Here is a 13,637-nt window from a genome sequence, read left to right as displayed (position 1 = left end):
ACGCTGATTTCGTCGAGCACGGTGTCGCCCGTGGTGGACCTCGCCAACGGTGGCGGCACGCGGTTCACCAACAGCGGCGTCATCGTGGCCACCACGCCCTCGGCGATCGCCGTGCGTGGCGCCGCGGGACGCGACGCGATCGCGCTGTCCTCGGGCACCGTGCGCGGCGACGTGGCGACAGGCGACGGCGGCGACACGTTCGCGTGGACCGGCGGTACGCTCGACGGCGGACTCACGATGGGCGACGGCGCAGGCAACGCGGCGACCATCGCCGCCGTCGATACCTCCGCCACGTATCACCTCGTGGCGGGCGACGGTGGCGGCAACACGCTGACGTTCGACGGCACGCAGGCCCGCGGCGGTTCGTTCACGGCCGACACGCTCGCCAGGGGCATCAATCTCGGCTCGGGCTGGAACACCATCGCGTTCACCAACGGCGCGTCGTTCACGCTCACCGATCACCTGCGCCTCGCGAACAGCGACGTGACGATCGACGCGTCCTCGACGCTGTTCGCCGGCGATGGCGTGCATCCCGTCATCGCCGGCGCGACGGCCGGTTCGGCCAGCGTCGCCAACGCGGGCCTGATCGATCTCACGAATGGCAGCGGCTCGCCGGGGAATTCCCTCACCATCGATGGAAACTATGCCGGCGGGCCCGGCCGCCTTCGCCTCGTCAGCCGCCTCGACGCCGGCGGGTCCCTCGCGGCACAGGCGACCGACCGCCTGCTCGTGCAGGGCGATGCGTCCGGCGAGACGCGCATCGACGCGATCGCCGCCACCGCGAGCACGGGCGCGTTCACCGATACGGATGCGAGCGGATACGTGGCTGCCGGCGAAGGCATCTCGATCGTGCAGGTCGCCGGCGCGTCCGCGGGCGGCGCGTTCCGTCTCGACGGCGGATACCTCGCCTTCGGCCCCTGGCAATACGGGCTCTACGCGTTCGCGCCGGAAGCGAGCGACGCGGCGCAGCGCGTCGTCGGCGGCGGCGGTGGCTTCTGGGATTACCGGCTGGCCAACGTGATCGTCTGCGATGGACCGTGCCCCGCGCCGACGACCGCGTCGCCCGCCCCGACGCCAGCCGCAGGCACGCCGTACGTCGCGCCGGCGACGAGTGTTGCGGCACCGGTTCACGTCGAGGCGCGGGCGGCCGTCGTCCCGCAGGTGCCCGCGTACGTGGTGTCACCTTCAGCGCTCGCGATGTATGGGTACCGCACGATCGACAACCTGCACCGGCGCCTCGGTGAGATCCGCGATGCGGAGGGCGACGAGGGGCTCGGCGGCGATACGTTCGCGCGCTACCTGGGCGGCGATTACCACTACGCGACCGACCGGTCGTTCCGCGATTTCGGCTACGACTACGATCTCGACATGCGCGCGGTGCAGGTGGGTGCGAATGTGCTCGCGGTGGACGCCGAACGTTCGGTGCTGCGCGCGGGAGTCGCCTACACGCACGGCACGATACGCCTCGATCCGAAAGCCGCCGACGGCTACAGCCACGCGAAGTTCGCCTCGAACTCGATCGCGATGTTCGTGACCTGGCAGCATCGCGGCGGTTACTACGTCGACATCGTGGCCTCGGGCGACCGGCATCGTGGCGACATCGATACCGCGCGTGCGAAGGATGTCGCACGGCTACGCGGCAGTGGCTGGACAGGCTCGGTCGAGACGGGCTATCCGTTCACCCTCGACGGCGGTTGGCGCATCGAGCCGCAGCTGCAGCTCGCCCGCCAGCACATCGCGCTGCGCGACCAGACCGATCGTGACGCCACGACCACGCATTACGACGCGTTCGAACAGACCGTCGGCCGGGCGGGGCTGCGCATCGACCGCACATGGCTTGCGGACTCGGGCGACAGGGCGACGCCCTACGCGCGCATGAACTATGTACGCGGATGGGGCGGTCGTCCGGACGTCACCGTGGGTGCCGCGGGATACGACGTATCACGGCGGTTCGCGGGCGGGCGCTTCGGCAGGCTGCTGGAATTCGGCCTCGGCGGTACGTACACGTGGATTCGCGGGCTGGCCATTTACGGCGAAGCCGACTGGCAGAAGAACCTCGGCGACGCCGGCGCACGCGGCTGGTCCGCGAACATCGGCGTGCGCTGGACGTTCTGACGCGCTACGACGACGCGGTCGCGACCTCGGTGGTGAGGAAGTCGATGAAGGCGCGGACGCGGGGTGGCACGAACCGACTGTGGGGATAGAGCAGGTTGTAGGGGCGCGAGCGGCCGCCGAGCTTCGGCAATACCTCGACCAGGGTGCCGTCGGCCAAGTCTTTCTGCACGACGAAGCGGTACGCCTGGAACAGCCCCGCGCCGGCGCGGGCGAGCGTCACGCCGCCCAGGACGTCCTCGGCCACCGTGTACGCGCTCTCGGCCTCGTACTCCACATCCTGCCCGTTCTCGCGGAACAGCCATGGGATGCGGCGTCCGCTGCTGGGCAGGTCGAACTGGATGCATTCGTGCCCGGCGAGGTCGGCGAGCGTCTTCGGGGCGCGCCGCTCCTTCAGATACGCGGGCGATGCGACGACGACCAGCGGCGCGTCTTCGAGATGCCGCACGATCATCGTCGAGTCCGCCTGCGGGCGGACGCGGATGGCGAGGTCGAAGGCCTCGTCGGCGAAGCCGATGTTGCGATTGCTGATGTGCAGGTCGAGACGGACGTCGGGATGTTCGCGATGAAATGCCGGCAGGAGCGGCAGAAGACGGTAATGGCCGTACGTCGTCGGCACGCTGATGCGCAGCCGCCCCGATAGTCGCGTTTCCTCGCCGGTCGCCATGCGCTCGGCGTCGGCGAACTGCGCGAGCGCCTGGCGGCACTGCTCCATGTAGACGCGGCCGGCGTCGGTGAGCCGGATCTGTCGCGTGCTGCGTACGAACAGGCGAATGCCCAGCCGCGCTTCGAGTCGCGCCACCGCGCGGCTCACCGCGGCGGGCGTGACGCCTGCCGCGGTGGCCGCCGCCGTGAATCCACCCAGCTCGCCCGCCAGGCAGAAGAGCTCGACGCTGCCCAGCATCAGGTCGTCGAATTGCCTGTGCATGGATTACACCATGTAACGATTCAATTGCTTCCGATCTTATTTATCCGCAGGTCGCGCATCAATAGATTATTCACCAGCCCGGGGGCCAACCCGGATCAGTGAACCTGCAGCGGAGCACATGCCATGCCTTTCATCAGCGTTCGCATCACCAAAGAGGGCAACACGCCGGCCCAGAAGGCGCAGGTGATCAAGGAGATCACGGACACGATGGAACGGGTCCTCGGCAAGGCGCCAGAGCTCACCCACATCGTGATCGAAGAGGTCGCGATGGAGGACTGGGGCTACCGCGGCGTGCCCACCTCGACGCTCAGAGGGCCGGATCCCGGTCCTGCGTGACGGTAAGGAACAAGGCGGTCCGGGAACGTCTTTCCAAGCCCCACGTCACGGCCGCCGGAAGCTTGGCGGAGCGTTTCCGGGATATCCCTCCCTGCTCGCACCGGGACGGGAGCGGCTCCCATCCACCCGCGGAGGTTACGTCATGAAAAGGCCCTTCCTCGCCATGCTCCTGGCGGTCGGCACGTTCGCCGCCTCACCTGTCTTTGCCAACGATGCTGACGGGCCCGTGGCAACCGGTCGACGGGAGATCCTCGTGGACAAGGTGTCGCCGGCGTACTGGCGAGTCACATTGCACAACCCGCCGTTCAACATCTTCGGGCCGGAGACGATCCCGCAGTTGAACGAGGTGATCACCGCTATCGAAAAAGACCCGGAGCTGCGCGTGGTGGTGTTCGAAAGCGATGTGCCGGGATTTTTCCTCACGCATTACGACTTCGTTCCGCCGCTGAAGGCCACCACGAGCATGCCGAACGGACCTCTGGGCATGCCGCCGCTGCCGGACATGCTGATCCGCCTGAGCAAGGCCCCGGTGGTATCGATCGCAAAGATTCGCGGACGCGCCTCCGGTGTCGGAAGCGAATTGTCGCTGGCGAGCGACATGCGCTTCGCCAGCCGGGAAAAGGCATTGCTTTCCCAGTTCGAGGTTGGCGCGGGCTTCGTGCCGGGCGGCGGCCCGATGGCCCGGCTCCCGGAACTCATGGGTCGCGGGAGGGCGCTGGAAGTCGTGCTCACCGGTAGCGACATCGACGGCGATCTCGCCGAGCGCTACGGCTACGTGAACCGGTCGCTGCCGGACGCGCAGCTGGATGCTTTCGTCGATGCGATGGCGCAGCGGATTTCGCGCTTCGACAAGCAGACGCTCGCCGACATCAAGGCGGAAGTCGACGCGGTGAGCCTCCCATCGAACGAGCGCATCGCACGCGGCTGGGACAGCTTCATCCAGTCCGTCCAGCGTCCGGCGGCACAGACACGCATCACGGAACTCATGAAAGAGGGCCTGCAGAAGAATCCCGACGTCGAGCGGCGGTTGCCGGTCTACACCGGACGTTTGACGGGCACGACGCCCGAAAAATGACGCGTCACACCAGCGACATCCCCGACCCGGATCTCGCGATCCGGGTTTTTTTTGCCTTTCATCCACCACACAGCGAGAAACATCATGAGCAACGTTCAGAAAGTAGCGGTCATCACCGGCGGCTCCCAGGGCATCGGCGCCGGCCTCGTCGAGGGCTATCGCGCCCGCGGATACAACGTCGTCGCGACCTCACGTTCGATCACGCAGGGCCCCGACGCGGGCGTGCTCGCCATCCCCGGCGACATCGCGGATCCGGCCACGGCCGACCGTGTGATCGGCGAAGCCATCGCGCGCTTCGGCCGCGTCGATACGCTGGTCAACAACGCGGGTATCTTCGTCGCCAAGCCCTTCACCGACTACACGGCGGACGACTACGCCGCGATGATCGGTACGAACCTCACCGGGTTCTTCCACATCACGCAGCGCGCCATCCGTCAGATGCTCGTGCAGGGCTCGGGCCACGTGGTGAACATCACGACGCCCTTCGTCAACCAGGCCATCGCCGGTATCCCGGCTGCGCTCGCGAACATCACGAAGGGCGGTCTGACCTCGGTGGTGAAGGAGCTGGCCGTCGAGTACGCGCAGCAGGGCATCCGCGTCAACGCCGTGGCCCCCGGGTTCATCCGCACGCCGCTGCACAGCGCCGAGGCGCTCGAGTTCCTCGGCACGCTGAATCCGCAGAAGCGCGTGGGCGAGGTGAGCGACGTCGTCGACGCGGTGCTCTACCTGGAGTCGGCGGGCTTCGCGACGGGCGAAGTGCTCTACGTCGACGGCGGCCAGAACGCCGGTCGTTGATTCCCACCCGTCGCGGGGCAGGCCGCGATACCGTGAGGGTGCACGTCCGGTGCACCCTCGCGATGCCACGAGGATTTCCCATGAGTGACAACCCGACACCGTTCGCCCTGCAGATCGCCTCCGACGTCATCTGCCCGTGGTGTTACATCGGCAAGCGCAGCCTCGACAAGGCGCTGGCGCGACTGGCCGAGAAGGGCATCGACATCGATGTCGAATGGATGCCGTATCAGCTCAATCCGACGATGCCGCCCGAAGGCATGGATCGCCGCACGTTCCGTAGCGCACGTTTCGGCAGTTGGGCGAACGCCTCGGCGATGGACGCCCGTGCGGTCGCGGCGGGACGCGCCGTCGGCGCGGTCTTCGACTACGACGCGCAGACCCGCACACCCAGCACGCTCGCCGCCCACGCCCTGTCTCGACTCGCGTACGCCGAAGGTGGTTCGTCGCTGCAGCACGACGTGATCGACGCGCTGTTCGTCGCCTACTTCGCGCAAGGCAGGGACATCGGCGACCACGCGGTGCTCGACGCCGTCGCCGTGGATAGCGGCATGTCGCCAGGCGCCGTGGAGCGATCCATCCCGCTGCGCGCCGAGATTCCCCGCCTTGAACGAGCCGTACGCGATGCGGGTATCACGGCGGTGCCGAGCTACATGACCGGCGGCCGGCTGCTCTTCGCCGGTTCGCAGGACGTGGATGGCTACGTCCGCTTGCTGGAGGCCGCGGCGGTGGCGGCGGCGTGGAGCGGGCGCCCTGTGCACCCAGGGTGAAGCAGAATCCGGGCGGCGCCAGCCGCGATGAATGACGACGACACGACAAGAGGGTTGGTGCGCAGTCACTTGTCGATGTGGTGCCGCTTATGCAGACGAATTGTCGCTGTGGACCGTTCGTTCCGCGTTGTGTGGAGTCAGGATTCGAGAGAAAGTGAACGTGTCGGAATCGCCATGCCCCGGCGATGGACAGGGGCAATGACAAGGAGTGCGTTATGAAAATCGCCTGTATGGGTTTCGTCGCATGCGTAGCCACGGTTTGCTCAGGTGCGGCGACGGCATCGCACCCGGCTCTTTCGTCACCGACCGGTGCGGCCGACGTGTCGCGGTCGAAGGCGGAATACCCCCCGACGATTGTTGAGTTCGAGGGTGCGAAGATCGGTGAACTCGGGGAATACACGGAAAACGGCGTCAAGTTCAAGCGGTGGATCAACTTGCCGCATGCCGGTTTCACGACCAAGGGCGCCGACGGCAAGGTCTTCAAAGGCAAGTATCTCGTCATCGCGGGCAAGGACGCTGGCGTCCTCATCACTTTGCCCAAGACGGGTGCATGCCGCGTGTCGTTCGATACCGACTGGAGCGAGGATTCGGGGGCCGCCTACGGGGTGGCGCACGAGGGCGGACTCGTGACGGGACAGAACATTTTTCGTGATACGAAACGGGTATCGATCTCCTACCAGTTCCCGCTGGACCAGATCCTCGTTTCGCATAGTGTCACAAGCGCGCCGCACGAGCCGGTCGGCTACATCGACAACATCAGGATCGAGGTCCCGGATGGAGGCTGCCGTTGATTCGTGCTTATCTAATGAGGTGCGTCAGGGTCCACTGACGCACCTGAGCGAATCGGAATGAGTGGATTCCACAAGCCAGCAGCGCGGCGGTTCGTGCAACGTAAGCGAGGATGTCACTTCGGTCGGCATCCTCCCCATAGCCGGCCCCTATCGACGCGATGAAGAGAATGAATTTCCCTTGCGGGTCGGCTGTACCTAACGTTGCAGCCTCGCCGCGGCGACCGCCGCGGCACGACCTATCGCAAGGGTGATACCTGGATGAGCAAGCTGACCACCGCCTTCGGCGCCCCCGTCGTCGACGACAACAACACCATGACGGCGGGGCCGCGTGGCCCGGCCCTTCTGCAGGACGTCTGGTTCCTCGAGAAGCTGGCGCACTTCGATCGCGAGGTCATCCCCGAGCGTCGCATGCACGCCAAGGGCGCGGGAGCGTTCGGCACGTTCACCGTCACCCACGACATCACGAAGTACACCCGCGCGAAGATCTTCTCGGAAGTGGGCAAGAAGACCGAGATGATGGCCCGCTTTTCGACGGTGGCCGGCGAGCGTGGAGCGGCGGACGCCGAGCGCGACATTCGTGGCTTCGCGCTGAAGTTCTACACGGAAGAGGGTAACTGGGACCTCGTCGGCAACAACACGCCGGTGTTCTTCATCCGCGATCCGCTGAAGTTCCCCGACCTCAACCATGCGATCAAGCGCGATCCGCGGACCGGCCTGCGCAGCGCGAACAACAACTGGGACTACTGGACGCTGCTGCCCGAGGCGCTGCACCAGGTCACCATCGTGATGAGCGAGCGCGGCATCCCGAAGTCGTTCCGTCACATGCATGGCTTCGGCAGCCATACCTACAGCTTCATCAACGCGGCCAACGAGCGCTTCTGGGTGAAGTTCACGTTCCGGACCCAGCAGGGCATCCAGAATTACACCGACGCCGAGGCGGGCGCCGCCATCGCCGGCGATCGCGAGACCCACCAGCGCGACCTTTACGAATCGATCGAGCGCGGCGAGTTCCCGAAGTGGACGCTCTACGTGCAGGTGATGCCGGAGGCCGACGCGGCGAAGACGCCGTACAACCCGTTCGACCTGACCAAGGTGTGGCCGCACGGCGACTATCCGCTGATCGAGGTCGGCGTGATGGAGCTGAACCGGAATCCGGAGAACTTCTTCCAGGACATCGAGCAGGCGGCCTTCTCGCCGGCGGTGATCGTGCCGGGCATCGGCTTCTCGCCCGACAAGATGCTGCAGGGTCGTCTCTTCTCGTACGGCGACACGCAGCGCTACCGCCTCGGCGTCAACTACGCGCAGATCCCGGTGAACGCCGCGCGCTGCCCGGTGCACAGCTACCATCGCGACGGCGCCATGCGCGTGGACGGCAACGGTGGCGGTTCGACGCACTACGAGCCGAACAGCTACGGCGCCCTGCAGGCGCAGCCGGACTTCTCCGAGCCGCCGCTGGATCTGGGTGAAACGGTGGCCAAGCGCTGGAACCACCGCGAGGACACCGACTACTTCTCGCAGCCCCGCAAGCTGTTCGAGATGATGTCGGCGGAGCAGCGCGACGTGCTGTTCGGCAATACCGCGCGGGCGATCAAGGGCGCGTCGCAGCAGGTCGTCGATCGGCACATCGCCAACTGCACCGCCTGCCATCCGGAGTACGGCCAGGGCGTGGCCGAGGCGATCCGCCAGCTGGGCTGATGGAGCCCGCTCGAAGATGAGCGGCCCAGAAGAGATCATGCGGTTTGTGGGAAGCCCGCTGGCGGGCGAATGGGTGCTTGCCGCGAGCACCCTTCGCGCGCCAGCGCGCGTCCCACAGGAGTCATCGGGTGACCGGTAGCTCCACATACGTACCGTTCGCCCCATCGCGAACGATCCGCTGCGTCGCCTTGCGGTAGTCCGCCGGCTTCGCGTTGAAGATGTTCGGTACGAAGGTCTGCGGGTTGCGGTCGTAAAGCGGGAACCAGGTCGACTGGATCTGCACCATCACGCGATGGCCCGGCTGGAACACGTGGTTCACGGTGGGGAGCGGGATCTCGTAGGGCAGCGGCCGGTCGGGCGTGAGCGCCTTAGGCCGGTCGTATCCCTCGCGGTAGCGGCCACGGAAGATCTCCATCGCCACCGGCAGCTGGTAACCACCCATCGACGGTTTCTCTTCGACCTCGTCGGGATACACGTCGATCAGCTTGACGACCCAGTCGCTGTCCGTGCCGCTGGTGGCGGCGAGCAGGTGCACGAGCGGTTCGCCGGCCACGCCCATCGGCTTGTCGAGCACGGGCGACACATAGGTGAGCACGTCGGTGCGCGTGGCGAACTGGCGCTGGTCGTCGACCAGCCATTCGGGCCAGCTTTCCACCTGGTCGGGGACACCGTGCGACCACGGCTGGATCGGGCGCACGCGATAGGGCACCGGTTTCGCCGGGTCGGACACGTATTCGTCGGAGCCGGAGACGGGCAGCGCTTCGCCCAGGCCGCCATCGGCCTGCACGTACCAGCGGTGGTTCACTGGCGCGCCACCGTGCCGGGACGACGACGGCCAGGTATCGAGCCTGCGCCAGACGTTGTCGCCGGTCGCGAACGCGTTGACCGGCGCGATATCCGCTCGAGGCGCCCCATCCTTGAGGTATTGCGCGAGGAACGGGCGGAGGATCTCGCGGCGGAACGTCGTGCCGGTGTCGCTGCCGAGATCGAGGGCGCCGATCGTGTTCGCCTTCTCCCAGGTCTTGGCATGCCGCCACGGACCGATCACCAGCCACAGCTTCTCGTGCTTCGGATCGCGCGGTGCCAGCGCGCGGTAGACCGCCATGTCGCCGTAGTTGTCTTCCTGGTCCCAGAGGCTGTGCACGAGCATCGTGGGTACCGTCATGGGCTCCTTCGCGGCGATGCGGTCGAGCGCCTGCTCGGACCAGAAGCTGTCGTAGGCCGGATGCGCGAGCAGCTTCTGCCAGAATCCCAGCGCCTCCATGCCGTAGGCGCGGCCGATGTCGCCCGCCGAGCCGCCGCGGAGGTAGAGATCGTAGTCGTCGCGGTAGCCGCTGGACCAGCCGATGTCGCTGCCGCGGGAGTTCACCATGCCATAGATGTAGGGGATCATCTGCTGGCGGAAGGCGCCGCGGTGGAACCAGTCGTCGCCCATCCAGCCGTCGATCATCGGGTTGATCGGCACGGCCACCTTGAGGGCGGGATGCGGGCGGATCGTGGCGACCATCGCCTCGAAGCCGTCGTAGCTGATGCCGATGATGCCGACCTTGCCGTTCGACTCGGGCACGTGTTTCACGAGCCAGTCGATCGTGTCGTAGATGTCGGACGATTCGTCGATCGGCGTCGGGTTGCCATGGCCGCTGGGCGGACGATTCATCACGAAGTCGCCTTCGGAACCGTGCTTGCCGCGGATGTCCTGGATCACCCGGATGTAGCCGTCCTGCGCGACGATGTCGGCGGGGTTGTCGTAGCCGCGCAGCATCGTGTCGAGCCGCGGGCTGTCGGAGCGATGGCCCATGCCGTCGGCTCCATAGGGTGTGCGCGTGAGCAGGATGCCGGCGTGCCGGGCGCCCTTCGGCACGACGATGACGGTGTGCAGCTTCACGCCGTCGCGCATGGGAATGTCGATCGTGCGCCGTTCGTAATCGAAGCCCGAGGTCACCGGCGTGAACGTCGCCGGGATTTCCGTGGGCAGCTCCTTGTAGGTCCGCTCGCCACCGGCCGCCGGGGTCGCGAGGACCCCGGCGGCGAGCGCGACGAAACCGAGTCGCAACAGTGCTTGCATGACGTCTCCGTCAGAAGTCGTAGGTGATGCCGAAGCGGGCGTAGCGCGGCTGCGTGTAGCTGATGACCTGGTTGTAGCCATCGTTGATCGACTTGCTGCTGCCGGACACGGGGTTGCGCTGCTCGGCGCGCTGCTGGTTCAGCACGTTGAACACCGAGACGTTGAAGGCCAGCTTGCGGTCGGCCCAGAGCGGACGGTATTCGACGTTGAGGTCGACCAGCTGCTGCCACGGTTCGCGACCCTTCGCGCCGTACGCGGACGGTTCGCCGAAGCAGAAGTGATAGTAGCTGCCGTAGCCCGAGGGATCGCTCTCGTTCGCGCCATAGCGGCCCAGGCAGGACTTCGGCGTGCCCGACTGCACGGTCACGTTGGCCGAGAGCAGCCACTCGGCGGCGAGCTGGTACGAGCCGTAGAGCTTCAGCTGGTGCTTGCGGTCGTTCGGCAGATAACCGTTCGCGTAGTCCATCAGCGTGGCGTAATCCCAGTCGCGCGACGCCGACACCGAGCCCTGGCCGACGTCGGAACGCACCTGGCCTTCGGTGTTGCCGTAGCTGCGCGAGTAGAGGTAGTCGATCTTGGCCGCCCACTTGCCGTCGAACGGATGCGACAGGTACAGGTTCAGGCCGTAGTAGTTCCGCTTCAGGTGGCTGAAGCCGAAGTCGGCGTTGGTCACGGTCACGTCGTAGTAGCCGCCGCCTTCCTTCTTCAGCTGGTAGACGTTGGCGCGGCCGGGATTCGAGAGGTAGCAGCTGCCCACCGTGACCACGTCGATGTCGGCGCCCTGAGCGACCGCGGCGCGCGTGATGGCGCCGTTGTCGCACACGTCGTCCAGCGCGTTGCGCAGTTTGCGCACCGTGGCCTTCGCGCCCCAGATCCATTCCTTGTTCAGCTGCTGATCCATGCCGAGGATGAACTCGTCCTGGTATTCGGACTTGATGTTCTTGGCGCTGACCGTCTTCGGGTCGGGCGGCTGGCCGTATTCGCCGTTCGGCGAGACGGCGCCGCCGGTGGAGGAGGCGATGTACGTGATGCCGGTGGGCAGGCCATTACCGTCGATGCCCGTGTACGTGAAGTACTGGTTGGTCGCCAGCGAGCCGGCCGACGTGCGCAACGCGACGGAGGCGGGCATCGCGAGGAAGTAACGGCCGGCGTTGCCGTAGATCTTCATCGTGGAGTCGCCGTTGACGTCCCAGCTGAAGCCCAGGCGCGGCGCCCACTGCGGCTTGGTGAGGTTGAGGTACGGCTGGCCGGACGGGTTGTAGTTGGTGAACTGGTCGTTGCGCAGGCCCAGCGAAAGCAGCAGGCGGTCGGTCACCTGCCAGTCGTCCATCACGTACTGCGCGCGCTGCTTCACGCGCACCGAGGCGAGCGTGTTGTAGTGGCGGATGTACGCGAAGTAGCCCGTGCCGCCGCCCGGGTAGTTGGCCGGCTTGTCGACGAACGGGCTGTCGCTGATGTTGAGGTTCGGATCCTGATGGCCGTACCACAGCTCGTAGCCGTCGCCGCCGATGGTCGTGCCGTCGTCGATGTCGCGCGAGTCCTGGTTGTCGATACCCGCGGTGATCGAGTGGTCGCCGATGCGGTAGTTGAGGTCGACGCGCAGGTTGCGGTTGGTCGACTCGTGATCGGGGTTGTCGATCGTGTCGAGCGTCTGGCCGTTGCCTCGCGGCGTGCCGCCGTTGAGCGCCGGGTTCTGCTGGTTCAGGCCGCCGATGAAGGGACCGGTCACGCCGGTATCGGGCGGCTCGTTGTAGTAGGTGAGCTTCGACTTGCCGTAGAGCGCCGTGAGGGTCAGGTCGTCGGTGATGTAGCTGGTGAACTTGGCGACGTAGACCATGGCCCGGGTCTTGTACGTCGAATCGGTATTGGCGAAGTCACCGACCTCGTCGGTCTGGTAGTCGTAGTCGTACTTGTTGCCGTTCGTGCGATGGGTCTGGTTGACGCCGGTGAGCTCGAGGATGTTGCTGTCCGTGATGTTCCAGTCGAGCTTGCCGTACCACTTCGGGTCCTTGTACGTGTACTTCGTGTCGTACGCGTGGTTGACGTCGCCGATGCTGTTGCCCTCGCTCCGTTCCATCTCCACGGCGGCGAAGGCGTAGAGCTTGTCCTTGACCAATGGGCCGCCGGCGTACGCGCTCACGGTGGACGTCCACTCGTGGTTCCGGTCGTTGCGCTGGACGATCGTGCCCGGCGGATGCGGATTGCCGTGGCCGTAGGTGATGTTGCGGGCGCTGGCGCGCGCGAAGTCGGGTTCCCAGAGCACCTGCGCGCCCGCATGCCATTCGTTGGTGCCGCGCTTGCCCACCTGGCTGATGACGCCGCCGTCCGAACGGCCGTACATGGCGGAGTAGCCGCCGCTGAGCACTTCCTGCTGGTCGATCGCGCCGTACGGCAGCGTGATGCCGCCGAAGCCACTGAGCGGATCGGTCGTGTTCATGCCGTTGATGTAGTAGGCGTTCTCGGTGACCGACGAGCCGGAGAAGCTGACGAGCGTGTTGCCCATCGCGCCCTTGAAGCTGGTGCTGCCGCGGCTCGCGCCGGGCGCGAGCAGGGCGATGCCTTCGGCGGAGCGCTGCAGCGGCAGGCGCGCGAGGTCGCCGGCCGTGATGACGGTGCTGGAGGCGACCGTGGCGACGTCGATCTTCGGCAGCTGCGTCGCCGAGACGGTCACCTGATCGAGCTGCTGTGCGTCCTGCGCGGATGCCGCGGCGGGGGCGAAGGAGACGTCTGTCGCGGCGCCGACGCGCAGCGTGACGTTGTCGCGCGAATCGACGACGTTGCCGTTGGACTTCAGCGACACCTTATAGGTGGCCAGCGGCAGCGCATCGGCGGAGTAGCGTCCGCGCGGGTCGACCTGGACCTCGCGGACGATGCCGTTGCTGCCTTCGATCAGCACGGTTTCGCCGGCCGCTGCCGGCGCGGAGCCGGCGATGCGGCCCGTGGTGGCCTGGCCGAAGGCGGTGCCGGAGAGGACGGCGGCGACCGCGGCGCATAACAGGGTATGACGGAGGGTGGGGCGGGGGTGCATGGGAAGGCTCCGGGAAGGCATCGTGGGTGGTTGGTTGTATCGATT

General features: G+C 66.5%; 10 protein-coding genes. 7 read left to right on the top strand and 3 right to left on the bottom strand.

The window, feature by feature from the left end; genetic code table 11:
* Nucleotides 1–237 precede the first annotated feature (237 nt).
* Nucleotides 238–2,115, top strand: coding sequence for an autotransporter family protein (locus tag BMY69_RS05335; protein WP_255364498.1), 1,878 nt, complete (start codon nt 238–240; stop codon nt 2,113–2,115).
* Between the two features lie 4 nt (nt 2,116–2,119).
* Here BMY69_RS05335 and BMY69_RS05330 read toward each other — a convergent pair whose 3' ends face one another.
* Nucleotides 2,120–3,040: a LysR family transcriptional regulator gene (locus BMY69_RS05330; protein WP_090052804.1), complete on the bottom strand. Its 921-nt coding sequence runs from the start codon at nt 3,038–3,040 to the stop codon at nt 2,120–2,122.
* A 123-nt stretch (nt 3,041–3,163) separates the two neighbouring features.
* Here BMY69_RS05330 and BMY69_RS05325 point away from each other — a divergent pair, with 123 nt between their 5' ends.
* The 6 genes from BMY69_RS05325 to BMY69_RS05300 all read left to right on the top strand — a co-directional run bounded on the left by BMY69_RS05325 (nt 3,164) and on the right by BMY69_RS05300 (nt 8,499).
* The gene (locus tag BMY69_RS05325; protein WP_090052806.1) at nt 3,164–3,376 is read left to right on the top strand and encodes a tautomerase family protein; all 213 of its coding nucleotides are present in this window, start codon (nt 3,164–3,166) and stop codon (nt 3,374–3,376) included.
* 163 nt (nt 3,377–3,539) lie between these two features.
* Entirely contained in the window at nt 3,540–4,451 is a 912-nt protein-coding gene (locus tag BMY69_RS05320) for an enoyl-CoA hydratase/isomerase family protein (protein ID WP_217642586.1), read from the top strand.
* Between the two features lie 84 nt (nt 4,452–4,535).
* The gene (locus BMY69_RS05315; RefSeq protein ID WP_090052810.1) at nt 4,536–5,246 is read left to right on the top strand and encodes an SDR family NAD(P)-dependent oxidoreductase; all 711 of its coding nucleotides are present in this window, start codon (nt 4,536–4,538) and stop codon (nt 5,244–5,246) included.
* Between the two features lie 80 nt (nt 5,247–5,326).
* A complete protein-coding gene (locus BMY69_RS05310; RefSeq protein ID WP_177191081.1) occupies nt 5,327–6,013 on the top strand; it encodes a DsbA family oxidoreductase in 687 nt (228 codons plus the stop codon).
* A 215-nt stretch (nt 6,014–6,228) separates the two neighbouring features.
* Nucleotides 6,229–6,804 (top strand): hypothetical protein, encoded by a 576-nt coding sequence (locus BMY69_RS05305; protein WP_143070388.1) that lies wholly within the window; start codon nt 6,229–6,231, stop codon nt 6,802–6,804.
* Between the two features lie 258 nt (nt 6,805–7,062).
* Nucleotides 7,063–8,499: a catalase gene (locus BMY69_RS05300; RefSeq protein ID WP_090055627.1), complete on the top strand. Its 1,437-nt coding sequence runs from the start codon at nt 7,063–7,065 to the stop codon at nt 8,497–8,499.
* 121 nt (nt 8,500–8,620) lie between these two features.
* Here BMY69_RS05300 and BMY69_RS05295 read toward each other — a convergent pair whose 3' ends face one another.
* Nucleotides 8,621–10,564, bottom strand: coding sequence for a CocE/NonD family hydrolase (locus BMY69_RS05295; RefSeq protein ID WP_090175845.1), 1,944 nt, complete (start codon nt 10,562–10,564; stop codon nt 8,621–8,623).
* 10 nt (nt 10,565–10,574) lie between these two features.
* Nucleotides 10,575–13,592 carry a TonB-dependent receptor gene (locus tag BMY69_RS05290; RefSeq protein WP_255364468.1) on the bottom strand — a complete coding sequence of 1,006 codons (3,018 nt, stop codon included), beginning with the start codon at nt 13,590–13,592 and terminating at the stop codon, nt 10,575–10,577.
* Nucleotides 13,593–13,637 lie beyond the last annotated feature (45 nt).

This window comes from Luteibacter sp. UNC138MFCol5.1 (assembly GCF_900110505.1).
In the GTDB taxonomy this organism is placed as follows: domain Bacteria; phylum Pseudomonadota; class Gammaproteobacteria; order Xanthomonadales; family Rhodanobacteraceae; genus Luteibacter.
This window is presented reverse-complemented; position numbering and strand designations above follow the sequence as displayed.

Coding starts and splice junctions, on each gene's coding strand:
- BMY69_RS05325 (WP_090052806.1), top strand. CDS start 3,164: ATGCCTTTCATCAGCGTTCGCATCACCAAAGAGGGCAACACGCCGGCC.
- BMY69_RS05330 (WP_090052804.1), bottom strand. CDS start 3,040: ATGCACAGGCAATTCGACGACCTGATGCTGGGCAGCGTCGAGCTCTTC.
- BMY69_RS05290 (WP_255364468.1), bottom strand. CDS start 13,592: ATGCACCCCCGCCCCACCCTCCGTCATACCCTGTTATGCGCCGCGGTC.
- BMY69_RS05320 (WP_217642586.1), top strand. CDS start 3,540: ATGCTCCTGGCGGTCGGCACGTTCGCCGCCTCACCTGTCTTTGCCAAC.
- BMY69_RS05335 (WP_255364498.1), top strand. CDS start 238: ATGGGCGACGGCGCAGGCAACGCGGCGACCATCGCCGCCGTCGATACC.
- BMY69_RS05295 (WP_090175845.1), bottom strand. CDS start 10,564: ATGCAAGCACTGTTGCGACTCGGTTTCGTCGCGCTCGCCGCCGGGGTC.
- BMY69_RS05310 (WP_177191081.1), top strand. CDS start 5,327: ATGAGTGACAACCCGACACCGTTCGCCCTGCAGATCGCCTCCGACGTC.
- BMY69_RS05300 (WP_090055627.1), top strand. CDS start 7,063: ATGAGCAAGCTGACCACCGCCTTCGGCGCCCCCGTCGTCGACGACAAC.
- BMY69_RS05305 (WP_143070388.1), top strand. CDS start 6,229: ATGAAAATCGCCTGTATGGGTTTCGTCGCATGCGTAGCCACGGTTTGC.
- BMY69_RS05315 (WP_090052810.1), top strand. CDS start 4,536: ATGAGCAACGTTCAGAAAGTAGCGGTCATCACCGGCGGCTCCCAGGGC.